This is a genomic window from Silvania confinis, assembly GCF_025564085.1.
GTDB lineage: Bacteria > Pseudomonadota > Gammaproteobacteria > Enterobacterales > Enterobacteriaceae > Enterobacter > Enterobacter confinis.
Genome location: NZ_JAMGZJ010000075.1, coordinates 255,037 through 278,366, shown reverse-complemented (window position 1 = coordinate 278,366; position 23,330 = coordinate 255,037). Strand labels below are relative to the sequence as shown.

The following is a 23,330-nucleotide window of genomic DNA, read 5'->3' as shown; positions in this document are numbered from 1 at the left end:
CAGGCAAGGCGTTCAGGGGCGAGCGGCTTGGGCTGCGCGAAACGCAGACGGACGGGAACTACGAGGTGTGGTGGTACAGCACGAAAGTGGGGGTGATCGACCTGAAGAAAAAGTCGATCACCATGGGGAAAGGGTGTTAAAAAGTGTTCACCATGTCCCCGAACACCTGTTTACCATGTCCCCGGTCTGTACACAGGGAGAGGGCTGGGGTGAGGGGGAGCATACGGCTTCGGTGGTAGTTCCGTTCACTTTACGTTCATTGCTTCTCTGGAATGACCGAACCGGTGAACGTGCCATGGCGGCTCAATCGCCGCCGCCCTGGCAACCCGGGCTCCCGGCAAGAAAATCGTCGCTACGCGATACCCTCAGCTTATTCCTTTCAGCTTTCGGGCCGGGCGTGATCCTACATCCCTGTAGGTCACGCCCTCTCGGCGCATCCATGCGCCTCGTCCCGGCCTACAGGAAACGCTTCGGCGATTTTCAGCCGGACCAGTCGGTCGCTATAAGTCTCTTATTATTCTGTAATTGTTCCATTGCTTTAAGAATAAAAAAATTACTGGGGATCCCTCTCCCACCGGGAGAGGGAATAAACACTAAAACGGCAACCTCAGGGTTGTAATGCCGATCAGTTGACGCCGTCCGCGGACTGTTCGATATCACCCAACGGCACTGGAACCAGCAGGCAGCACATCCGCAGTGGCACGGGCTGAATCTTTTCGCGGTGGATGGTGTGGTCTGGCGAACTCCCGATACTCTGGAGAACCGGGCTGCATTCAGCAAGCATCAGAACCAGAACGGAGAAGGAGGCTATCCGCAGGTCCGGATGGTCTGTCTGATGGAACTGAGCAGTCATCTTATAAATGCCAGCGCCTTTGACAGTGAGAATGTCAGTGAGATGCGGCTTGCCGGAAAACTGACAGAGAAAGTGCCGGATAATAGTATCACCCTGCTGCGGAGCCGTCTGCCGGAGCTGGTGAGACAGGAGTTGTGGGGAGTGCTGCTGACCTAAAACCTGGTGAGATACCAGATGGTAAAAATGGCGTTCGCCCTGAAGGGGGATTATCTGCCAGCTTCAGTGGGTCGATAAGTGAGATAAGCCGGCTGCTGATAACGCTGCCATGGGCATCGCCGGGCAACATGCCGGGAGAACTGCCAACGTTGTACGAGAAAGCAAAATGGCTGGTATTACCGGGGAGGCGGGAGCGAAGTTATCCGAGAGAACTCAGGGTAAAAAACAGGAAATATCCGGATAAAAAAATGCTGGTCACCTTAAGTGACCAGCATTAACCTCTGGGTTGCCGTTTTGCATTTATCTATGCAACCTGCTGGCTTTCCTCTTCGGCGCGTTGCGCTTCTTCGGCTTCCTGCTCCAACAGCTGCTTCTCGTACACTTTAAAGAACGGGTAGTAGATGATGGCAGAAACCAGCGCTAACAGCACAACCAATACCGCCGCGCGGAAGTCCCAACCCAGCGCCCACGCCGCACCCACCGGTGCAGGTGCCGTCCACGGCACTACGGAAATCACGCGACCAATAAGATCCAGCTTCATCGCCGCCCATGCCAGAACCGCATTCACCATCGGGGCCAGCAGGAACGGAATAAAGAACACCGGGTTCATTACGATTGGCGTACCAAAGATCACCGGCTCGTTGATGTTGAAGATACTCGGCACGACGCTCAGTCGACCAATCGCTCGCAGGTGCGCTGACCGGCTACGCAGATAGCAGAACACCAGCCCCATCGTCGCCCCGGAACCGCCAATGACGATAAAGAACGTCCAGAATGCCTCCATAAAGATATGCGGCAGCGGTGCGCTCTGCGCCAGCGCCGTCTGGTTCATCCCCAGGTTGGTCAGCCAGAACATTTGCAGCATGCCAGAGACAATCGCCGCCCCGTGGATCCCCGCAAACCACAGCAGGTGGCCGATCAGTACCGCCAGCAGAATGGCCGGCAGCGAGTCAGCCGCAGAGACCAGCGGTTTAAAGATCGACATAATCGCCTGCGGGATCAGCATGTCAAACTCTGACTGAATAAACAGGCTCAGCGGATACAGCGTGAGCACCACCACCAGCACCGGGATCAGCAGATCGAAGGAGTTTTTAATCATCGGCGGCACCTGTTCAGGCAGGCGAATACCAATGTTGTGCGCTTTCAGAAAACGCATCATCTCCACACAGTAGATCGCCACCAGAATCGCGGTGAAGATCCCCGTTCCGCCCAGGCTATCGACCGGGAGGGTGCCTTTAGTTTTTGGCGCCGCCACCAGCAGAAACGCCATCAGAGACAGCATGGCACACATGAAGGGATCGAGTTGATGTGACTTGACGTAATGCTTGCCCAGGTTATAGGCGATCGCCGCACAAATATAGAGGGACATGACGCCCATCGTCATATCAAACGGGGTCAGAATCTGACCTTCAAACTGCTTCGCCATATCCAGCCAGGCGCGGGCAAAGCCCAGGGTGGTGTCCGGCGAAAACGGCGGGTAGGCAAACACTAACAAGAACGAACCGACAATCATAAACGGCATCGCGGAGATAAAGCCGTCGCGGATCGCCATCACGTGACGCTGAGAAGAGATACGTCCGGCAATGGGGCTGACATAATTTTCGACAAAACGGAATATCAGGTTAAACGCAGCATGGTTGGTAGACATAACGGCTCTCCTGTCAGACGATCGTTTCGGGCGCAGTCACGCCGTACGTTGTTCCATTTACCACTTTCAACACCTTGCTGGTTTGCTTACCAGCGGTACTGCTTAAACGGCCAGGTTTCATAGTCGACTCTTATTATTGGATACAGGGGAAATGACGTAATCAGTATTAATCCCTGCTCAGCGGTTCTGCAACCGGTTACTGTAACCGGTTTCCGTGAATGTGAAGAGGATCCAGAAATCACTGATACTGGATATTTTTTACTTAAGGGATATTAGGCGAGCATAATTTCATATGACAGATTACGCAGAGAATTTTTGTGGAGGAAACAATGAGTTTGCAGTCTGTGCGACAGTTTTTTGGCGACCATGCCCCGGACGTTGAAGTGATAGAGCTTAGCCAGAGTACCGCCACCGTTGCGTTGGCGGCCGAGGCACACAACGTCGCACCCGGTCAGATAGCAAAAACGCTGTCGCTGAAAATTAAAGATAAGGTGATCCTCGTGGTCGCCAAAGGGGATGCCCGTCTCGATAACAAAAAGCTGAAGCAAACTTTTGGCGCAAAAGCCCGAATGTTGAGCAGCGATGAGGTGGTCACGGTGACAGGTCACCCTGTGGGCGGCGTCTGCCCGTTCGGGCTGGAAAATCCTCTGGCGGTGTATTGCGATATTTCATTGAAAGAGTACGACGAGGTGCTGCCTGCGGCTGGGGGGACTCACAGTGCGGTACGGATTTCCCCGGAAAGAATGGCGGAAATTACCGATGCAAAATGGGTAGATGTCTGTCTGTAAGTGCTGCGCCAGAACCTCTGGCGCAGCACTTTTATATCGCGTTACGAATGCAGCGCCCCAAAAAAGCGCGGCATGCGGTGATCCGGCACCGGGAAGTGCGTCAGTATATCTGCTGCATCCAGCAGCCCTACATCGGAGCGTACGCCGAGTTTCACCATGGCGTTAAACTTATGCGCACGAATGGTTTTGATATTCCGATCCAGACGGGTCGCAATTTCCGGGATAGAAAAACCGCACGACATAAACTGTAAGATGGCGCGCTCCGTTGGGCTCAGCAAGCGCCCACGATGTATATTCCAGTGGTTGCTCATACTGTCATTCACCCGACGGTTTTCGTTCAGCAATCTGCTGAGATGCTCCTGCAAGGTTGTCAGCGAATCCGATTTCAGGATAAGCCCGTGCAGGCGCGAAGGGGAAAGCTGTTCAATCAGGCTCGCTTCTTTTGTATCCGAAGCCAGAACAATACGCTGAACGGTACCGTGTGACATCGCCAACTCTTTAATACAGACCAGGCAATTACGGCGCTCTTCTCGCTCATCAGATAATGAGTAAATTAACGAAGAATATGAAACTGAATTGAGTGAAGCCTGGAAACTCTTGATGTCTTTAAAAAGGTGTAACGTGAAAGTATTCAGTAACGGTCTGGCAAAGAGATGTTCCAGTCCGACGGCACTCATTATGCACTTTTCGACGATAGCGATATGTCTCGTAGCGGCGCTCTTTTCCATTCGTCTTGCTCTCCATAGGCTGAGAATAAACTCAGCTCTTTCATTCCCTTGGTGCTGTTTATCCACGCGTACATTTCGGCATTACTGCGCAACGAGAGCCTTCTCATCGCACTATTTTTTTGCGCGCTCACCGTTTTATTACTCTTCTTGAGCAATGCGGCGATCTGGTTAATTCCCCAGCCTTTTCCCAGCAGTCGTAATACCTTCCGTTCCGAAAACGTCAGCATGACGTCATCCCGATCGTCATAGGGCTCTTCGGTCTCAGGTTTTAGCAGCGTCAGGCTGATTCGTTCGGCGCTTCTGCTGCCGGCCTGGATTACGTTGACCATCACATCAACGCCTTCCATTTCGGAAAGTAACGTACTTTCTGGCCGCATTAAGAACTCGACGGCAAGGGGGTAAAGGGCGCGAGGGATCATAAATATCCAGTGGATATCCCGATACTGATTTTGCAGTGAATAATATTGTTCACAGACCTTGCGTGGGTTGTGCAGGTCACCTGAAAAATCAGCAATAACTAAGGTGGCGCGGCGTAACTGAAGAAGGGTCAGCTCTTCATGGGAACGATAAAATGAACATTCATACCCCGGAAAATAGTGTGACATTATGCCACCCAGGCCGGTTTGAATTATCGGTAATTTACTGATGATAATTGCATGCTTACAACTTATTGGCGGCATATGCGCTCCGAATCCATTCTACGCTCTTCCCACGCCATTCATTCACTTGAATTACCCGTACCTTTACCGGGGCGCAGTAAAACGTAATGTATTATCCTTGTTGTTAGCTGAGTTAAATGAGAGAGCGAATACAATCAGCATCGCAGAACAGATTTAGACACCGCCAAAACCGACGTTAATATAGCATTAATTGTTAATTGCTTATTCATAATGATTTACAAAAGCAGACGTTAGATAATCTAAATACAAAACACATGAAAATATAAAATATTTAAAACATAAGAATTAATAATTAGTTGATCCTTTCTTTATATACTTCATTAATAAATCATAGCTGCGATCAACCTAAACCTTGATCTGACCCAAGGCAAGCGCTACCGGGTTATGTGCTAAAAGTAAATATTCCGGGTCATGTAACAGCATTTTTCTTCAAGGCAACCAATGCAGGCAGAACGGTCGTCACAACGCGTCGCAACGCGGTTGTGTATTCAGTGTGGGCTTTTTTTATTACAACACGGTGCAGAAAGCGCCCTCGTCGAGGAGCTCTCTACCCGACTGGGGTTGGCGCTGGGTATGGACAGCGTTGAAAGCGCGATCTCATCGAATGCGATTGTACTCACCACCATTAAAGAGGGTCAGTGTCTGACCTCAACGCGTAAAAATCACGATCGTGGGATCAATATGCACGTGGTGACCGAGGTCCAGCACATCGTCATTATGGTCGAGCACAAGCTGCTCGATGCGCAGGGAGTCGAAAAACGCTTTAACCACATCAAACCGCTGCGCTATCCGCGCTGGCTGGTGGTATTGATGGTGGGACTGTCATGCGCCTGCTTCTGCAAGCTGAACAATGGCGGCTGGGATGGCGCGGTCGTCACCTTTGTCGCCAGCACCCTTGCGATGTATGTACGCCAGATGCTGACGCACCGGCACTTGCATCCTCAGATCAATTTCTGCATCACCGCCTTTGTCGCCACCACGGTTTCCGGCTTATTGCTTCGGCTGCCGACCTTCGCCGAAACCCCAACCATTGCCATGGCCGCCAGCGTACTGCTGCTGGTACCGGGCTTTCCGCTGATCAATGCGGTGGCGGATATGTTTAAAGGGCACATCAATACCGGACTGGCGCGCTGGGCGATTGCCAGCTTGCTGACGCTCGCCACCTGTATCGGGGTGGTGATGGCCATGACCTTGTGGGGACTTCGCGGATGGGCGTAATCGATTTTCTGTGGGCACTGGCGCAGGACATGGTGCTGTCGGCCATCCCGGCGGTCGGGTTTGCGATGGTGTTTAACGTGCCGCACCGCGCCCTGCCCTGGTGTGCGCTGCTGGGCGCTATCGGTCACGGCTCGCGGATGGCGATGATGAGCGCCGGGCTGAACATCGAATGGTCAACCTTTATGGCCTCAATGCTGGTCGGCAGTATCGGCATCCAGTGGTCGCGCTGGTATCTGGCCCATCCGAAGGTCTTTACCGTCGCGGCGGTGATCCCAATGTTCCCTGGCATCTCGGCTTACACTGCGATGATCTCGGCGGTGAAGATCAGCCATTTCGGCTACAGCGAGCCGCAAATGATCCTGCTGCTGACCAATTTCCTGAAAGCCTCCTCGATTGTCGGGGCGCTGTCGATTGGCCTGTCGATACCCGGTCTTTGGCTCTACCGCAAACGTCCACGGGTTTGAACATTGTGTTATCCCGCTGCCATGGCGATAATCCGGTCTTCTTTGGCTCAGTAAGGAACGGATGTGTCTAACCCTGGCAGCGAACTCTCCGACAACCCCGACGGATCCAGCCTGAAGGACAAAATATTCCTCAGCGCGCTGGCGCTGTTTGCCGAGTATGGGCTTAACGGTGCCCGCATGGAGCAAATTGCCGAAAAGGCAGGTACGACCAAACGCATGGTCGTTTATCACTTCAGGAATAAAGAGAACCTGTACCTGCTGGTGCTGGAGTACGTCTATACGCAGATCCGCGCCAGCGAAAAGCAGCTCAGTCTCGACGACATGCCGCCAGTGGAAGCGCTGGTGCAACTGGTTGAAACCACATTTGATTATCACGCCGACCATCCGGATTACATCCGCATTATCTGCATGGAGAATATGCAGCGCGGGCGTTTTATGCAGCAGTCTGCTCTGTTACGCCAGGTTAACCGCAGCGCGCTGGATCTGCTGGAGACTATCCTCGAACGCGGCAAAGCGAAGCAATTGTTTAACCAGACGGTCAATGCCCGCGATTTGCACCGCTTAATCAGCAGCTTCAGCTTTCACTATGTGGCCAACAGCTACACCTTTACCCTGCTGTTTGAAGACGGTGCCGATGAACAGGCCCAGCGCCAGCACTACCGAAAAATGGCGGTTCAGGTGGCCTTGCGTTATACCTGTCCTTAACGTTCGTACACAACCGTGAATTAAGGAATCCACCATGTCTTTAGAGAAAGTTGTTTATACCGCCAAAGCCAAAGCCACCGGGGGCCGTGATGGCCGTGCCACCTCGTCCGACGGCGTGCTGGATGTCAAACTGGGCGTGCCCAAAGAGATGGGCGGTGCGGGCGGTGACGTCACCAACCCGGAACAGCTGTTTGCCGCAGGCTACTCGGCCTGCTTCCTGGGCGCGATGAAGTTTGTCGCCGGACGCGACAAAATCAGCATGCCGAAAGACGCCTTTATTGAGGGCGAAGTCGGGATCGGTCCGCTGCCAACCGGGTTTGGTATCGAAGCGAAGCTGAATATTCACCTGCCGGGAATGGATGCTGCCGAGGCGAAAAAGCTGGTCGATGCGGCCCACATTGTCTGTCCGTATTCCAACGCCACCCGCAACAATATTGACGTTACACTGAACATTATTGCGTAGCGCGTCGGGGGCAGAGAGAGGATCAGATCCCTGCCTGCCCCCTCCTCTCTGTGCTACCATAAGCCCCTGTCTCGTGTGCCGTAATCCAGTAGAGAAGTGTTATGTCCTCCAGAATCCTGACCCCCAGCATTGCTGGCATTGATGCCTTTATGCGCGATCCCCGCAGCGTACTGGCGAATGCTGAAGGCGGTACTGTTGCCGTGTTCGCCGACAACGCCCCGGCTTTTTACGCGATCACCCCGCAACGTCTGGCCCAGCTGCTGGAGACCGAAGCGCGGCTAACGCGCCCGGCGAGCGATGTCACTCTGGATACGCAATTTTTTGACGAGCCCACCAACATGCCGGTTGCCGTCCCGATGGGCAAATTCGCCATGTACGCAGGCTGGCAGCCGGACGCAGATTTTCAACGTCAGGCGGCGCTGTGGGGCATTGCCCTTACCCAGCGTGTGGCCCCGGAAGAGCTGGCCGCTTTCACCGCCTACTGGCAGGCAGAAGGGAAAGTCTTCCACCACGTTCAGTGGCAACAGAAGCTGGCGCGCAGCGTGCAGATCAACCGGGCCAGCAGCGCCGGGCAACAAAAGCGCGATGTGAATTCATTTTCAGAACCGGATAAACAGATCCCTGACGGATTCCGAGGTGCCAAATGAAAGAGTTCGGCGAACTAATGAAGCGTTTGCAGAAGATGATGCCAGCCAACGTTAAACCGGCTTTTACCACCGGCGAAGAACTCCTGGCGTGGCAAAAAGAGCAAGGCGAGATCCGCGCAGCAGCGCTGGCCCGGGAAAACCGCGCCATGAAAATGCAGCGTACCTTTAACCGCTCCGGGATCCGTCCGCTGCATCAGAACTGTTCTTTTGATAATTACAAAGTGGAGAGTCAGGGCCAGCTGAAAGCCCTGAATCTGGCGCGCCAGTACGTGGAAGAGTTCGATAACAACATCGCCAGCTTTATCTTCAGCGGCAAGCCGGGCACCGGTAAAAACCATCTCGCGGCAGCGATCTGCAACGAACTGCTGCTGCGCGGCAAATCGGTGCTGATCATCACCGTGGCAGACATCATGTCGGCCATGAAAGATACCTTCAGCAACCGCGAAACCAGCGAAGAGCAACTGCTGAACGATCTGAGTAACGTTGATCTGCTGGTGATCGACGAGATCGGCGTCCAGACCGAGTCGCGCTATGAAAAAGTGATCATCAATCAGATTGTCGATCGCCGCTCCTCTTCGAAGCGCCCGACCGGGATGCTCACCAACCACAATATCGATGAGATGACGCGCCTGCTGGGCGAGCGCGTGATGGACCGCATGAAGCTCGGTAACAGCCTGTATGTCATTTTTGACTGGGAAAGCTTCCGCAGCCGGGTTACCGGGAAAGAGTATTAGGATATTTACCCTGAAAGCCCGCTGCTGCGGGGTTTATACTGGCCGCACTTCCGCCCCTGCGGGCAACTGATGAGTAGCGTCCATGAAAACACAATTCCTTCTTAGCTCTGCCTTGAGCGCCCTGCTGGTGATGGGTAGCGCACACGCGGCCTCCTGGCAGGATTCGCTCTCCAGCGCTGCCGACCAGCTCAGCGCGGGCAGCACCTCTACGCAGAGCGGCGGCCTGTCGATGTCGGCCCTCACCGGCCTGTTGAACAACGGCACCTCGTCGCTGAGCGCCAGCAACATGAACAATGCCGCCGGGATCCTCGGGTACTGTGCCAAAGAGAAGTTGGCCTCGATGACCGATGCCACCAATATCAAAAATCAGGTGCTGGGCAAGCTGGGGCTTGATACCCCGCAAGAGCAGCAGCAGGACACCAACTATCTGGAAGGGATCCAGGGCCTGCTGAATGCCGATAATGGCCAACAGCTGAATCTGGAAACCATCGGCAACTCGCCGCTGGCGAAACAGGTCAAAACCAAAGCCTGTGATTTTGTCCTCAAACAAGGCATGAGCTTTATCTCCTGACCCCCTTAAGACGCCGCGCGATTGCCGCGGCGTCTGCCTTCAAAGCGGAAACGCGACGCCCGTCAAACCTTCCTGTTTCTAAACCAAATCCTAACAACAGCACAATTAGGTAACACTACAATTGCAGCTAGATGGCAACGCCATTACATTGTATGACCCAAAAATTAAACAATGAGTCCGCGCTAACGCGGCTGCGCCTGTTGAGGATAAGCTGTTGTCAGAGTTTATTTCTGTTGCCCTGTTTCTCGCCTCGGTGGTGATTTACGCCCGCAAAGCCGGTCGTAACACCTGGTGGTTCGCCGTCACGCTGCTGGTGCTGGGACTTTTTGTCGTCTTAAACATTACCCTGTACGCCAGCGACTACTTTACCGGCGACGGCATCAACGACGCGGTGCTCTATACCCTGACCAACAGCCTTACCGGCGCAGGTGTTAGTAAGTACATACTTCCTGGCGTTGGTGTTGTGGTGGCGCTGGTTGCCGTGTTTGGCCTGCTGGGCTGGATCCTGCGCCGTCGCCGTCATCATCCGCATCACCTCGGCTACAGCCTGCTGGCCCTGATGCTGGCGCTGGGCTCGGTGGATGCCAGTCCGGCGTTTCACCAGATTACCGAGCTGATGAAATCCCAGTCACGCGATGGCGATCCGGACTTCACGGCGTATTACAAAGAGCCGGGCAAAACCATTCCGAACCCGAAGCTCAACCTCGTCTATATCTATGGCGAGAGCCTGGAACGCACCTACTTCGATAACGACGCCTTCCCGGATCTGGCCCCTGAACTGGGCGCGCTCAAAGACGAAGGGATCGATTTCAGCCACACCGCGCAGCTGCCCGGCACCGATTACACCATCGCCGGGATGGTCGCTTCGCAGTGCGGTATCCCACTGTTCGCGCCGTTTGAAGGCAATGCCTCCGCATCGGTCTCCAGCTTCTTCCCGCAGAATATCTGCCTCGGCGATATCCTGAAAAACTCCGGCTACCAGAACTATTTTGTGCAGGGCGCTAACCTGCGTTTTGCAGGCAAAGACGTGTTCCTGCAGGCCCACGGTTTTGATCATCTGTACGGTGCCGAAGAGTTAAAAGCCACCGTTGCGGACCCGACTTACCGCAACGACTGGGGCTTCTATGACGATACCGTGCTGGACGAAGCCTGGAAAAAGTTCGAAGCCCTGTCGCAGTCCGGTCAACGCTTCTCGCTGTTTGCCCTGACGGTCGATACCCATCACCCGGACGGATTTATCTCCCGCACCTGCCAGCGTAAAAGCTACGACATCAACGGCAAAAAGAACCAGTCTTTCAGCGCCGTCAGCTGTAGCCAGGAACATATCGCGGCGCTGATCGCGAAAATCAAAGCCTCGCCGTACTATAAAAACACGGTGATTGTGGTCTCGTCGGATCATCTGGCGATGAAAAACAGCGCCTGGGATGCGCTGAACAAACTGGATCGCAGCAACCTGTTCTTCGTCCTGCGCGGCGACAAACCGCAACAGGAGGTGATGGCCATCAAGCGCAACACCATGGATAACGGCGCGACGGTGCTGGATATTCTCGGCGGGGATAACTTTATTGGCCTCGGTCGCAGCAGCCTCTCCGGGCAGTCGCTGTCGGAAGTGTTCCTCAACATGAAAGAAAAAGTGCTGGCATGGAAACCGGACGTTATCCGCCTGTGGAATTTCCCGAAAGAGCTGAAAGACTTCACCATCGATAGCCAGAAAAACATGATGGCGTTCTCGGGCAGCCATTTCCGTCTGCCGCTGCTGCTGCGCGTCTCCGACAAACGGGTCGAACCGCTGCCGGAAAGTGAATACTCCGCGCCGCTGCGCTACCAGCTGGCGGATTTTGCCCCACGGGATAATTTTGTCTGGGTCGATCGCTGCTTCAAGATGGGCCAGCTGTGGTCGCAGCCGCTGTCGCTCTCTACCGACTGGTGCGTCTCTCAGGGTCAGTTGGGCGGTGAGCAGACCGTGCAGCGCGTCGATAAAGCGCAGTGGAAAGGCAAAACTGCGTTTAAAGATACCGTCATCAGTACCGACCGCTATCAGCGCAACGTCGAGATGCTGAAAGTAGCCGATAACAACATTCGCTATAAAGCCGACAGCTTTGTCTTTAACGTGGCCGGGGCACCGGAAGAGGTGAAGCAGTTCAGCGGTATCTCGCGGCCAGAAAGCTGGGGACGCTGGTCTAACGCCCAGCTCGGCGACGAGGTGAAAATCGAATACGCCAGGCCGCTCCCGGCGAAGTTTGACCTGGTGATCACCGCCAAAGCCTGGGGGCCGAATGCCAACCAGCCAATTCCGGTGCGCGTGGGCGATCAAGAGCAGACCCTGACGCTGGGCAATGACGTGACCACCACCACGCTGCATTTCGACAACCCATCGCACAGCAGCACGCTGGTGATTGTGCCTCCGGCACCGGAATCCACTAACGAGGGCAACATCCTCGGCCACTCTCCGCGTCAGTTGGGGATCGGCATGGTGGAGATCAAAGTGATCGGCGCCGAAGGCGAGTCGTAATAAAAAAAACAGCGCCCAACACTTCCCCGGGCGCTGTATGGCAAGCTTAGAACGCAATCACCCCTTTAATCAGCCCGCGGTTATTGATCACCTCGGGCTCGTAAACCTCCGCCAGCTCGCGAAACGCATAGCGGTGCGTCAGCATCATAGTGGCGTTAAGTTTGCCTTCGGCCATCAGGCGTCCGACTTTGGCAAAATCCTCTTCCGTGGCGTTGCGGCTGCCCATCAGGGTGGTCTCTTTTTTGTGGAACTCCGGGTCGGGGATCTGCAGCTCACCTTTATGCAAACCGACAAAGACAATGACCCCGCCGTGACGGATCAGGTTGACGGTATTGTTCATCGCCTGCGGATTGCCGGTGGCATCAATCACTTTTTGCGCCAGCGCCCCGCCAAATTGCGCCCTGAGTTGGTCTGTAAAGTCTGCGGCTGACGGATCCAGCGCGGTAACGCCCAGGCAGTGTTGGACATGTTCGCGCCGGGCGGGACTGGTGTCGGCCATTACCACGTGGGCACCGTCGGCGTGGGCAATCGCCGCCGCCCCCAGACCAATCGGCCCCGCGCCCACCACCAGCAGCTGATCCGCAGGCTGAATAGCGGCCCGCCGTACCGCATGGGCGCTGATGGCAAACGGCTCAATCAGCGCCGCGGCCTCCGGATCGATGCCGTCGGCAGGCAGCAGGTTGCTGACCGGCACCGACAGGTACTCGCTGAACCCGCCGTCCTGATGCACGCCGATCACCGAGATGGCTTCGCAGCAGTTGGTTTTGCCGCTCAGGCAGGCCGGACACTGCTGGCAAGCGACGTAGGGAATAACGGCCACCTGTTGTCCTTGATGCAGCGTGCGGATATTTTTACCCAGCACCACCACCTCGCCACATATTTCATGCCCGAGCACCCGGGGATAATTAAAAAAAGGTTGATTGCCGCCCCAGGCATGTATATCGGTACCACAGATACCGACCGCCTTTATTTTTATCAGCGCTTCGTTTTCTTTCGGTGCGGGGATATCGCGTATCGTCCAGATCAGTTTTTTCGGTTCCTGACACACCAGTGCATTCATCGTCGTCATTTTTTCGTTCTCCTGTTCTTTAGTGGTTTCAGATATTGATGAAAATGCGAAATAACGGTCAGGCAAAAACTGAAATTGTGAATAGCCCCGCATAAAGCCGTTTTAAATACGGTTTTAATGCCCTGAATTGGTCAAAAGGAACCCCCATGAGCCGCTCACAAAACTTACGTCATAACGTGATTAACCAGGTCATCGACGATATGTCCCGGGGCCACATCCCCTCGCCGCTGCCGTCGCAAAGCGCGCTGGCGGAGATGTACAACATCAGCCGCACCACCGTGCGCCATATTCTGGCTCACCTGTGCGACTGCGGCGTTCTGACGCGGGTGAACAGTGATTACGTGATGGATCGCAAGCCCGTTGTGGATGACGGCTTCACCTGCGAAATCGCGCCCCTGGCCGAGCAGACCCGGCTGTTTGAACAGAGCTTTCTCATGATGATCAACCAGCGCGTGCTGCGCGCAGGAGAAGCCTTCTCCGAGCTGGAGCTGGCCCGTGCGGCCGGTGTCAGTCCTGTGGTGGTAAGGGAGTACTTACTTAAATTCAGCCGCTACAACCTGATCGAGAGCGAAAAACGCGGCCAGTGGCGGATGAAGCAGTTCGACCAGTCGTGGGCCGAGCAGCTGTTTGAGCTGCGCGAAATGCTCGAAACCCACGCCCTGCAGCATTTTCTGAACCTGCCTGACAGCGACCCGCGCTGGCTGCAGGCCAAAACCCTGCTGGAGGAGCACCGCGCCCTGCGCGACAGCATCGGCGACAGCTTTCGCAAGTTCTCCCGGCTGGATCGCGACTTCCATTCGCTGCTGCTCTCCGCCGCCAACAATATCTTCTTCAACCAGTCGCTGGAGATCATCTCGTTTATCTTCCACTTCCACTACCAGTGGGACGAGAGCGACCTGAAGCAGCGCAATATCATCGCCATCGACGAGCACATGACCATCCTCAGCGCGCTTATCTGCCGCAACGATCTGGATGCCAATCTGGCGATGCGCAACCACCTGCATACTGCCAAGCAGTCGATGATCCGCTCCATCAAACAGAGCGCGACGGTATTCTATTAAGTACCGATTAAAAACAGCAAATCTGTACTGACTGCACGCTTCCGCTATCTGACTCGCGCGGGAAAATCACGTCTGCCTATGCTCACGAGGAGTCGACTATTCGTAGTTATTATTCGTGAGCGGTGATGCGTGCTTTATTCCATCACTAATAGTTATTGATATTTCTCTAATAAAGAAAAAACCCAACAATAATTCAGGAGTCCGGCGTGGAAAAAAGCAATATAACTCTCGACCCGCAGACAACTTTTGACAGAGATAAAACGATAGATATTCCCGTACCGCCAGACGGTGCTATTGAACGTTCCCCAAGAATTAAACGCATTCAGACCACGGCAATGTTGTTATTATTTTTTGCTGCGGTGATTAATTATCTCGACCGCAGCTCCCTGTCGGTGGCGAATTTAACCATCCGCCAGGAGTTAGGGCTAAGCGCCACGGAGATCGGAGCCCTGCTGTCGGTGTTCTCGCTGGCGTACGGCATTGCACAGCTGCCCTGCGGCCCGCTGCTGGATCGTAAAGGCCCGCGCCTGATGCTGGGGCTGGGGATGTTTTTTTGGTCGCTGTTCCAGGCGATGTCCGGCATGGTGCATACCTTCACCCAGTTCGTACTGGTGCGTATCGGAATGGGGATTGGCGAAGCACCGATGAACCCGTGCGGCGTGAAGGTGATCAACGACTGGTTCAATATCAAAGAGCGCGGCCGTCCAATGGGCATTTTTAATGCTGCCTCGACCATTGGCGTGGCGCTGAGTCCGCCGCTGCTGGCCGCGATGATGCTGGTAATGGGCTGGCGGGGGATGTTTATCACCATCGGCGTGCTCGGTATCTTCCTCGCCATTGGCTGGTACATGCTCTATCGCAACCGCGAAGAAATTGCCCTGAGCGGCGTTGAGCAGGCGTACCTGAACGCGGGCAGCGTCAACGCCCGACGCGATCCGTTAAGCTTCGCCGAATGGCGCAGCCTGTTCCGCAACCGTACCATGTGGGGAATGATGCTGGGCTTTAGCGGCATCAACTACACCGCGTGGCTGTATCTGGCCTGGCTGCCGGGGTACCTGCAAACATCGTATAACCTGGATCTCAAAAGCACCGGCCTGATGGCGGCGATCCCATTCCTGTTTGGTGCAGCGGGCATGTTAGTGAATGGCTTCATGACGGACGCGCTGGTTAAACGCGGGATGGCACCGGTACGCAGCCGCAAGCTGTGTATCATCAGCGGGATGTTATGTTCCGCGGCCTTTACCTTTGTGGTGCCAGAAGCCACGACGGCGATGAGTGCGGTACTGTTGATTGGGATGGCGCTGTTCTGCATCCACTTTGCGGGAACGTCCTGCTGGGGGCTGATCCACGTAGCCGTGGCATCGCGCATGACCGCCTCGGTGGGCAGCATTCAAAACTTCGCCAGCTTTATCTGCGCCTCGTTTGCGCCGATTGTGACGGGCTTTATCCTCGACACCACCCACTCGTTCCGCCTGGCGCTGATCATCTGCGGCTGCGTCACGGCGCTGGGGGCGCTGGCGTACATCTTCCTGGTGCGTCAACCGATAAGCGATCCTCGCCAGCAGTAACATTGCCCGGCGGCGCTTCGCTTGCACGGGCCTACAAGGAGGTTTTGTAGGCCGGGTAAGCGCAGCGCCACCCGGCAAAAATACCGGCACCCTGCATTAACAGGGTGCCTTTTTACATCAGAAGGTTTCCCAGTTATCACCCGATGCAGAAGCAGGGGTTTTACGCCCCAACGCCGGGGTCACAACGGTTTTCGCCGCCGTGTGCGCACGCGCTTTCTGCTGATCCTGCTGAATACGGAACACCGCCACTGCCTGCGTCAGACGGCTCGCCTGCTCTTCCAGGGCTGCTGCCGCTGCGGCGGACTCTTCCACCAGCGAGGCGTTCTGCTGCGTCACGCGATCCATCTCGGCCACCGCCAGACCCACCTGGTCGATACCGCGGCTCTGCTCATCAGATGCAGAGGCGATCTCGCCCATAATGTCGGTCACGCGGGTAACCGCGCTGACGATTTCACCCATGGTTTCACCGGCGCTTTCGACCAGGGTAGAACCCAGTTCGACGCGACCGACGGAGTCTTCAATCAGGCTCTTGATCTCACGTGCCGCCTGGGCGCTACGCTGCGCCAGGTTACGCACTTCACCCGCAACCACAGCAAAACCACGACCCTGTTCACCGGCACGCGCCGCTTCTACCGCCGCGTTCAGCGCCAGGATGTTGGTCTGGAAGGCAATGCCGTCGATCACGCTGATGATGTCGGCAATTTTTTGCGAACTGCCGGCGATGTCGCGCATGGTCTGCACCACGTTATCCACCACTTTCCCGCCTTTCTGGGCGGTTTCCGACGCGCTCAGCGCCAGATGGCTCGCCTGACGGGCGTTTTCGGCGTTCTGCTTCACGGTTGCGGTCAGCTCTTCCATGCTGGCTGCGGTCTCTTCCAGCGAGGCCGCCTGCTGCTCGGTACGTGAAGAGAGATCGTTATTGCCCATCGAGATTTCGCTCGCGCCGCTGTAAATGGCATTCGCGCCATTACGCACGTCGCCGACGGTGCGCATCAGTTCACCCTGCATATGACGCAGCGTGTCGGCCAGCTGGCCCATCTCGTTGGAACCTTCGACTTCGATGCGCTTCACCAGATCGCCGCTGGCGATATGGCGAATGCTGTCAACCAGGCGGTTCAGCGGGGAGATCAGGGTCTGACGGATACCCAACCAGACGCCGATAATCACCACCAGCACCAGAATCAGAATGCTGAGCAGGATCCAGATTGCCTGGTTGTAGGAGCTGTTGCTGTCATCAACGGCAGTCTGGTACAGACGGTCGTTCTGCAGCAGATAGCTCACGTACGGCTTCTCAAAACCATCCTGGAAGCTCTGGGTCGGCTGATCGAAGAACTCATTGATCTTGCCTGCCCCCAACAGCTGGATCAGTTCCGCCAGCGCGCCATGGTAAATGTCGTAGTTGCGTTTGATTTCCAGCGCGGCGCCTTCGCTCTGACGCGCATCGCGCGGCAGGGCTTCGTAGTCCGCCCAGTTTTTCTCCGCCTGCTTCAGGGAAACTGTCGCAATCTGCATCAGTTCATTTACGGTGGCACCGCTACCGATATTGTTCTGATCCATCATGTAGCGGATGCCCGCGCGGTTCAGGGTGTTACGGGTTTGCAGCAATGCCACCCAGCTGCCGTTAAGCGTGGATTGTTGCTGACGAATAGTTTGCAGAACAGTGAAGTTTTCTTTGTCATGCTTCAGGGCATTGAAGAAAAGACCACCGGATGTGAGCTGTAATAGTCCAAAAATAACCAACACCAGCAGTAAGCTGGTAACAATTTTTATACGATTTAACATGTTTTCTCTTTCCCACCAGACAGGTACAGAATTTTCGGCCTGGAAAACGAAAACTTTACCTAAATCGTACTGATAGTTGCCCCGATCGCCTCTTTATTGTGCCTGTCACAGGTTGATGAAGGATGAGGTCTTCTGAAAGGGGTGGCTTTTCAAACCAGGCATTATTTCTACCCTATGCCAATCGTACGAAAAACGACCATTTAATAGCCTAAATCGGTCGATCTCTTTTACTGGCACTTATTCGCTCTTCAACTCTATCTATATGAAACAATCACTAAGGGGAACTAGTGCTAATTATATGCTTTTAGTAAACCCCCCAGAGTTAATAGCCTTTAGGATTTTTCCTGTATTTCATGTGAATTTTCTATCGATTTGGAATGACTTAATCTGCGAATTTATGTAACCTTTCGCGCACAAAACATTTTCGTGAATAATTAAAAAACAATTTAGTGGTTTACTGAATAGTATTTTTATGGCAGACCCTAAACCAAATTGAACACTTTTTAACCGGAATTGTCATTTTCCGTGCGGTAGCCTACCCTTTTTTTGCCCTTTTTTGCTTCACTTCCTCAGCATACTGCTTTGCGCTTTACCTCTCTGGTCCACTCTTTGGGCAATATAATCCGTCGGGGCACCCGCGTGTTTTTTATATTTGCATGCCTGGTTTTGAATACATGGAAAATATTTACAAATGAACAACGCCATCCGTCTTCTGGTGATTTCGCTCGCTATCACGCTTAGCGGTTGCGCATATTCACCCAAGCAGGTAGAAGCCTCACGCCCGCTCGTTGAACAGGCCGCTTCCACCGACCTCCAGGCCATGACTGCAACCCTGCAACAGCCGCTGAACACGCTGCCGATGGGTGCGGCGATCAGTGCTAATGGCACCACCTTTACCCTGGGCCAGCGCTATGTCTCTGCCCTTGGTCTTGAGTGCGTCGAACTGCTCCAGAAACGTAACTACAGTCAGTCCCAGCAGGGCGTCACCTGCAAGAGCGGCGAGACGTGGTATCTGATCCCGCAACTGGGCCAGGCCACTACCAGCAACCTGCTTGCCGCGTACTAATTGAAGAGAACTGTTGTGAACACACTGAAATTTCGGCAATTGCCCGCGCTGCTGCTGCTGGCCTGCTTCTCCTGCACGTCTTTCGCCGCGCCAACCGCAGAACAGGCGCAGGCATTTGGTTTTAATGCCCCCACGGATGACAACGCCCGGCCCCAGCTTGGCGCGCAGTCAACCTTAAGCGGCGAGGCCAACACCTCCTCCGTCACCGGCACTTTTGCCCAGCAAAATCGACAGGGCATGCTGCTGCCTGGCGAATCCGATGTCCGCAAACTGCTGCCCCAATCCGAGTCCGGCCTGCCGCCACCGTACGGCGCAAACCTGTTTGCCGGTGGCTACGAGACCGAGCGTAGCGACGGGTTGACCGACAATTACCTGATTGCCCCCGGCGATAAGCTGAATATCTGGATCTGGGGCGCGGTTAATTTCTCTAACGTGGTAACGGTCGACAATCAGGGTAATATTTTTATTCCTGACGTTGGACCGATTAATGTCAAGAATGTGGCCGCCAGCAAAGTGAATAATCTGGTCACCAGCCACATCAGCGAAGTGTTTACCAATAATGTAAATGTTTACGTAAATTTACTTACCGCCACGCCGGTGAGCGTATTTGTTACCGGGCCGGTGATCCGCCCAGGGCAATATGCCGGGCAATCTTCCGACAGCGTGCTCTATTTCCTGAAACGCGCAGGGGGTATTGACTCCGATCGCGGCAGCTATCGTCATATTAAGGTGCTACGCCAGAACCGGGTGATCCAGCAGATCGACCTGTATGCGTTTATGCAGCAGGGCAAAATGCCGAAGCTCGCGCTGAAAGATCAGGACGTGATTCTGGTCGATCCGCAGGGGCCGATGATCAACGTGGCCGGTAAAGTGCGTAACCCGTTCCGCTTCGAGTTAAAAGCCAACAACACCCAGGCCTCTGAACTGATCGACTATGCCCTGCCGCTCGCCAAGGTGAGCCACGTGGGCGTGATTGGCGATCGCCCTTCCGGCCCGTTCTCGGTGTATATGCCGTACAAAGATTTCGCCAACATCCAGCTGAGCGATGGCGACAAAGTCCTGTTCAACGACGACATGCATGCGCAGGTTTACGATGTGCAGGTGATGGGCAGCTACCGTGGGCCGTCTTACTTCACCGTGCGTAAAGACACTCGCCTGCACGAGCTGCTCAACCATATCCCGATTGATCCTAAGCTTGCGGATTACGGCTCGATTTACATCATGCGTAAGAGCGTGGCCGCCCGGCAGAAAGAGATGCTGGACGACTCTCTCAACCGTCTGGAGCGCAGCGTGTTTACCGCGCCGGCAAACTCCGATGGCGAAGCGACCATTCGCTCGAAAGAAGCCGAGCTGGTCATGCGCTTTGTGGAAAAGGCCCGCAAGATCCAGCCGCTGGGTAAAGTGGTGGTGTCGGATAAGGGCGTGATTGCCAACATCCTGCTGGAACAGGGCGACCAGATTGTGATCCCGAACAAGACCGACCTGATTCAGGTGGGTGGCGAAGTGATGATGCCGCAGGCGGTGGTCTACAACGAAAATGCCAAACTTGACGACTATGTAGCCTGGGCGGGCGGGTTTACCGAGCGCGCCAACGACCAGCGCATTGCGGTGGTGCATGCCAACGGGCTGATGGAGTTTACAGAACGGGGAAGCGTATTGCCGGGCGATCAGATTCTGGTCATGCCGAAGATCGACAGCAAAATGATGCAGTCGATCAAAGACATTACCCAGGTGGTCTATCAGATTGCCGTGGCGGCCAACGTGGTCCTGAATTAATCCTTAAAGACAGGCTCGCCTGCGGGCGAGCCTGACGTACGGTAACGATTATCCATGTTTAAACCCATTCTCAATCAAACGCCCCGCAGCCCGTTCCAGGTGCTGCGCGATGTAACGTTTGGCCTGCTTATTCGCGAGTTAAAAACCCGGTTTGGTAGTTACCGGCTGGGATATGCCTGGGCGCTGTTGGATCCGCTGTTGATGATTGGTGCCTTTAGTTTGATTTTTGGCATGCGCGGACATAGTGGCTTTGGCGGAGCGCCTGCACCCCTGTTTATTACTGCAAGTTACCTTCCTTTTCTCTTTTTCAGGAATGTGGTGAGTAAGCTGCAATCAGCTGTTAATGCTAACAAAGGATTGTTTTGCTATCGACAGGTCACACCCTTCGCTACCTTTGTTTCCCGTTTTATTCTCGAAATGGTTATTGGCATGGTTGTGGGCTGTGTATTGGTCTTAGGCTTACTGTGGTTTGGTTTTGATGCCATCCCCAACGATCCCTTAGAAGTTGTTCTTATCTATTTCCTTTTGATGATCTTTTCCTTTTCACTTGGCATCATTTTTTGCGTATTGGGTAATTTATTTAAAGAAGCCGATAAGTTCCTAAGTTTGTTAATGATGCCTTTGATGTTTATCTCCTGCGTGATGTACCCCCTGGCAACCATACCGTCACAGTATCAACACTGGTTTTTGTGGAACCCATTGGTGCATGCCGTTGAGCTGATCCGAGGCAGTTGGATCTCCGGCTATGTCAGCCCGGATGTCAGTGGGGCCTATTTGTCGTTAGTAACACTGGTACTCCTGACCTTTGCGATGAGCTGTTATCGCCTGAGCCATCGTCGCCTGATTGCCAGTTAAAGTAGAAGAAGCATGATCACTCTGGATAACGTATCGAAGTATTACCCCACAAAATTTGGTCGCAACTACGTTTTACGTGACGTGAGTATCACGTTACCCCGTGACCGCAATATCGGTATTTTAGGTGTTAACGGAGCCGGTAAATCGACATTGCTGCGCTTATTGGGCGGGATGGATATGCCTAATAAAGGAAAGCTGACGCGACACTGTCGCGTCTCCTGGCCCCTCGCTCTTGGTGGCGGTTTTCAGGGGAGCATGACCGGACGGGAGAACACTCGCTTTGTTTGTCGTATCCATGGCGTACGTGACACCCAAGCCATCGAAGAGTGGGTAAAGGAATTTGCTGAGATTGGCCAGCATTTCGAGCTGCCAATTAAAGGTTATTCCAGCGGCATGAAGTCTAAGTTCTCCTTCGCTGTGAGTATGGCCTTTGATTTTGAAATCTACCTAACCGACGAAATTATGTCAGTAGGGGATGCCCGCTTTAAACAGAAGTGCATTGATGTCTTTACCCAAAAGCGCGAGACCGCCAGCTTAATCATGGTCTCGCACGATATGAAGAATTTACGTCAACAATGCGACATGGGAATTTTGCTGCGTAACAGCTCCCTCGAAATGTTCGATGACATCGAAGACGCAATCCGCATTTATCAGAAACTATAACAAGCTAAAATCATGACCCAGCCAATCCGCTCCAACAAATCCTCCGGTTTGATGCGCAAGCTGCACAAATTAAAAACCAAACCTAAACATTTTATTGTCGATTCAAGCGGCTATAAGCTCGCCCACCGCTCATGGAAACAAAGCCTGAAGCTCGGCAGTTTTATGTGGGTAGTAGCATGTTTTGCCATCGCCGTTATCTATTTTGGCTTTGTTGCTTCAGACCGCTACGTCAGCCGGGCGGAATTAGTCGTTAAGAAAGCAGACCAGATCAAAATGCTACCCGATGCCCTATCAATGTTAGGTTTGGGTGGAAGCAATCATGAAGATGTCCTGATAATCCAGGATTATCTCAAATCACCGGATCTGCTCGATAAACTGGACAAGGAGCTAGGTTTAAAAGCTCATTATCAGAGCCACAAAGTGGACTATTTCTCCCGGCTGCCAGGAGATGTAAGCAAGGAAGCCTTCATTAAGTATTACCGCCAACATTTGTCATTACATCTGGATGAGTTATCAGGGGTGCTGACAATTGAGCTGCAAGCGTTTGATCCTGAATATGGTCAACGCGTTGTTGGATTGATGCTCAAAGAGTCTGACCTTTTTATTAATAAACTAGGACATCAGGTAGCACTGGAACAGTTGGCCTTTGTCGAAAAAGAGGTCGACCGTGCCTACCAACGCGTACAGACCGAGAAAACTAAAGTGCTGGAGTTTCAAAACAGCCACCATCTGATTAGCCCGGAATCAACCAGTTCGGCCCGGCTGGGCGTAGTCAGCCAGATCGAAGGCGAACTCGCTCGTCAGCAGGCGCAGTTGAAACAATTACAGAGCTATATGAGAGAAACCGCACCTGCCGTAATCTCCGTGCAGGCTAGAGTTGATGCTTTAACTCAACAGCTTTCTCAGGAGCAAAGCCGGCTGACGGGTGAGAATAAAGATGCGATGAACGAGATCAATGCCCGATATATGGATGTGCAAACTCAGGCAACCCTGGCAGCAGACCTCTATAAAACGGGACTTATCAGCCTTGAACAAGCCAGAGTGGAGGCGTATCGGAAGCTTAAGCATCTTCTGGTCATCAGCCAACCGACACGTGCTGAAGATGCAGAATATCCACGCCGTATTTATAACCTGATCACCACCGGCGTACTTCTGTGCTTGTTATACGGCTTGATTGTAATGGGCCTGGCAACCTTACGAGAACATCAGGACTGACAGCCCACTTTCAGAAATACATCCATTTGTGGTGAGAATATTTCTGGCTTTCGGTCTTTCGCCATCGATTTTTAAAGCATGCCCGCTGCGGGCCATTTTCGCTGACTT

Annotated in this window: 21 protein-coding genes and 2 pseudogenes; 18 read left to right on the top strand and 5 right to left on the bottom strand. The window is 53.9% G+C overall.

Annotation, left to right across the window (positions count from 1 at the left end; translation table 11 throughout):
- Both M8013_RS12350 and M8013_RS12345 read left to right on the top strand, forming a co-directional pair.
- Window positions 1-140, top strand: a pseudogene (locus tag M8013_RS12350) (IS481 family transposase); the annotation flags it as partial.
- Between the two features lie 560 nt (window positions 141-700).
- Window positions 701-1,277, top strand: a pseudogene (locus tag M8013_RS12345) (transposase); the annotation flags it as partial.
- Between the two features lie 36 nt (window positions 1,278-1,313).
- Here M8013_RS12345 and M8013_RS12340 read toward each other — a convergent pair.
- Entirely contained in the window at window positions 1,314-2,657 is a 1,344-nt protein-coding gene (locus tag M8013_RS12340) for a PTS sugar transporter subunit IIC (protein WP_271268095.1), read from the bottom strand.
- 329 nt (window positions 2,658-2,986) lie between these two features.
- On the opposite strand from M8013_RS12340, the gene M8013_RS12335 reads away from it, so the two are divergent.
- Window positions 2,987-3,445, top strand: coding sequence for a YbaK/EbsC family protein (locus M8013_RS12335; RefSeq protein WP_271268094.1), 459 nt, complete (start codon window positions 2,987-2,989; stop codon window positions 3,443-3,445).
- A 41-nt stretch (window positions 3,446-3,486) separates the two neighbouring features.
- Here the strand turns inward: M8013_RS12335 and bglJ are convergent, their stop codons facing one another.
- The gene (gene bglJ / locus M8013_RS12330) at window positions 3,487-4,122 is read right to left on the bottom strand and encodes a DNA-binding transcriptional activator BglJ (RefSeq protein ID WP_271268103.1); all 636 of its coding nucleotides are present in this window, start codon (window positions 4,120-4,122) and stop codon (window positions 3,487-3,489) included.
- Window positions 4,122-4,853, bottom strand: coding sequence for a helix-turn-helix transcriptional regulator (locus tag M8013_RS12325; RefSeq protein WP_271268093.1), 732 nt, complete (start codon window positions 4,851-4,853; stop codon window positions 4,122-4,124). The genes bglJ and M8013_RS12325 overlap by 1 nt, the downstream gene beginning before the upstream one ends.
- A gap of 441 nt (window positions 4,854-5,294) precedes the next feature.
- Here M8013_RS12325 and M8013_RS12320 point away from each other — a divergent pair, with 441 nt between their 5' ends.
- The 8 genes from M8013_RS12320 (at window position 5,295) to opgB (ending at window position 12,167) form a co-directional block, all read left to right on the top strand.
- Window positions 5,295-6,071, top strand: a complete 777-nt coding sequence (locus M8013_RS12320) for a threonine/serine exporter family protein (RefSeq protein ID WP_271268092.1) — start codon at window positions 5,295-5,297, stop codon at window positions 6,069-6,071.
- Window positions 6,062-6,535: a threonine/serine exporter gene (locus tag M8013_RS12315; protein WP_271268091.1), complete on the top strand. Its 474-nt coding sequence runs from the start codon at window positions 6,062-6,064 to the stop codon at window positions 6,533-6,535. Before M8013_RS12320 ends, M8013_RS12315 begins: the two co-directional genes overlap by 10 nt.
- Before the next feature lie 63 nt (window positions 6,536-6,598).
- Complete coding sequence (locus M8013_RS12310) at window positions 6,599-7,240, top strand: TetR family transcriptional regulator (protein ID WP_271268090.1); 642 nt, start codon at window positions 6,599-6,601, stop codon at window positions 7,238-7,240.
- Between the two features lie 34 nt (window positions 7,241-7,274).
- A complete protein-coding gene (locus M8013_RS12305; RefSeq protein WP_271268089.1) occupies window positions 7,275-7,703 on the top strand; it encodes an organic hydroperoxide resistance protein in 429 nt (142 codons plus the stop codon).
- Between the two features lie 101 nt (window positions 7,704-7,804).
- Window positions 7,805-8,350 carry a primosomal protein DnaT gene (gene dnaT / locus M8013_RS12300; RefSeq protein ID WP_271268088.1) on the top strand — a complete coding sequence of 182 codons (546 nt, stop codon included), beginning with the start codon at window positions 7,805-7,807 and terminating at the stop codon, window positions 8,348-8,350.
- Window positions 8,347-9,084: a replicative helicase loader DnaC gene (gene dnaC / locus M8013_RS12295; protein ID WP_271268087.1), complete on the top strand. Its 738-nt coding sequence runs from the start codon at window positions 8,347-8,349 to the stop codon at window positions 9,082-9,084. Before dnaT ends, dnaC begins: the two co-directional genes overlap by 4 nt.
- Window positions 9,085-9,166: 82 nt before the next feature.
- Window positions 9,167-9,655: a YjjA family protein gene (locus M8013_RS12290; RefSeq protein WP_271268086.1), complete on the top strand. Its 489-nt coding sequence runs from the start codon at window positions 9,167-9,169 to the stop codon at window positions 9,653-9,655.
- 214 nt (window positions 9,656-9,869) lie between these two features.
- A complete protein-coding gene (opgB, locus tag M8013_RS12285; RefSeq protein ID WP_271268085.1) occupies window positions 9,870-12,167 on the top strand; it encodes a phosphatidylglycerol--membrane-oligosaccharide glycerophosphotransferase in 2,298 nt (765 codons plus the stop codon).
- Between the two features lie 46 nt (window positions 12,168-12,213).
- Here opgB and M8013_RS12280 read toward each other — a convergent pair whose 3' ends face one another.
- Window positions 12,214-13,236 carry a zinc-binding alcohol dehydrogenase family protein gene (locus M8013_RS12280; RefSeq protein ID WP_271268084.1) on the bottom strand — a complete coding sequence of 341 codons (1,023 nt, stop codon included), beginning with the start codon at window positions 13,234-13,236 and terminating at the stop codon, window positions 12,214-12,216.
- Between the two features lie 146 nt (window positions 13,237-13,382).
- On the opposite strand from M8013_RS12280, the gene M8013_RS12275 reads away from it, so the two are divergent.
- Both M8013_RS12275 and M8013_RS12270 read left to right on the top strand, forming a co-directional pair.
- Window positions 13,383-14,297, top strand: a complete 915-nt coding sequence (locus tag M8013_RS12275) for a GntR family transcriptional regulator (RefSeq protein WP_271268083.1) — start codon at window positions 13,383-13,385, stop codon at window positions 14,295-14,297.
- A 206-nt stretch (window positions 14,298-14,503) separates the two neighbouring features.
- A complete protein-coding gene (locus M8013_RS12270) occupies window positions 14,504-15,865 on the top strand; it encodes an MFS transporter (RefSeq protein WP_271268082.1) in 1,362 nt (453 codons plus the stop codon).
- A 117-nt stretch (window positions 15,866-15,982) separates the two neighbouring features.
- Here M8013_RS12270 and tsr read toward each other — a convergent pair whose 3' ends face one another.
- Window positions 15,983-17,647 (bottom strand): methyl-accepting chemotaxis protein, encoded by a 1,665-nt coding sequence (gene tsr / locus M8013_RS12265; RefSeq protein WP_271268081.1) that lies wholly within the window; start codon window positions 17,645-17,647, stop codon window positions 15,983-15,985.
- 691 nt (window positions 17,648-18,338) lie between these two features.
- Between tsr and M8013_RS12260 the strand changes: the two genes are divergently transcribed.
- Genes M8013_RS12260 through M8013_RS12240 form a run of 5 tightly spaced genes read left to right on the top strand, consistent with a single transcriptional unit; the run spans window position 18,339 to window position 23,222 of the window.
- Complete coding sequence (locus M8013_RS12260; RefSeq protein WP_271268080.1) at window positions 18,339-18,713, top strand: hypothetical protein; 375 nt, start codon at window positions 18,339-18,341, stop codon at window positions 18,711-18,713.
- Between the two features lie 15 nt (window positions 18,714-18,728).
- Window positions 18,729-20,489 carry a polysaccharide biosynthesis/export family protein gene (locus tag M8013_RS12255; RefSeq protein WP_271268079.1) on the top strand — a complete coding sequence of 587 codons (1,761 nt, stop codon included), beginning with the start codon at window positions 18,729-18,731 and terminating at the stop codon, window positions 20,487-20,489.
- Between the two features lie 54 nt (window positions 20,490-20,543).
- Complete coding sequence (locus M8013_RS12250) at window positions 20,544-21,344, top strand: ABC transporter permease (RefSeq protein WP_271268078.1); 801 nt, start codon at window positions 20,544-20,546, stop codon at window positions 21,342-21,344.
- A gap of 12 nt (window positions 21,345-21,356) precedes the next feature.
- Window positions 21,357-22,007, top strand: coding sequence for an ABC transporter ATP-binding protein (locus M8013_RS12245; protein WP_271268077.1), 651 nt, complete (start codon window positions 21,357-21,359; stop codon window positions 22,005-22,007).
- Window positions 22,008-22,019: 12 nt separating this feature from the next.
- Window positions 22,020-23,222, top strand: coding sequence for a sugar transporter (locus M8013_RS12240; RefSeq protein WP_271268076.1), 1,203 nt, complete (start codon window positions 22,020-22,022; stop codon window positions 23,220-23,222).
- Window positions 23,223-23,330 lie beyond the last annotated feature (108 nt).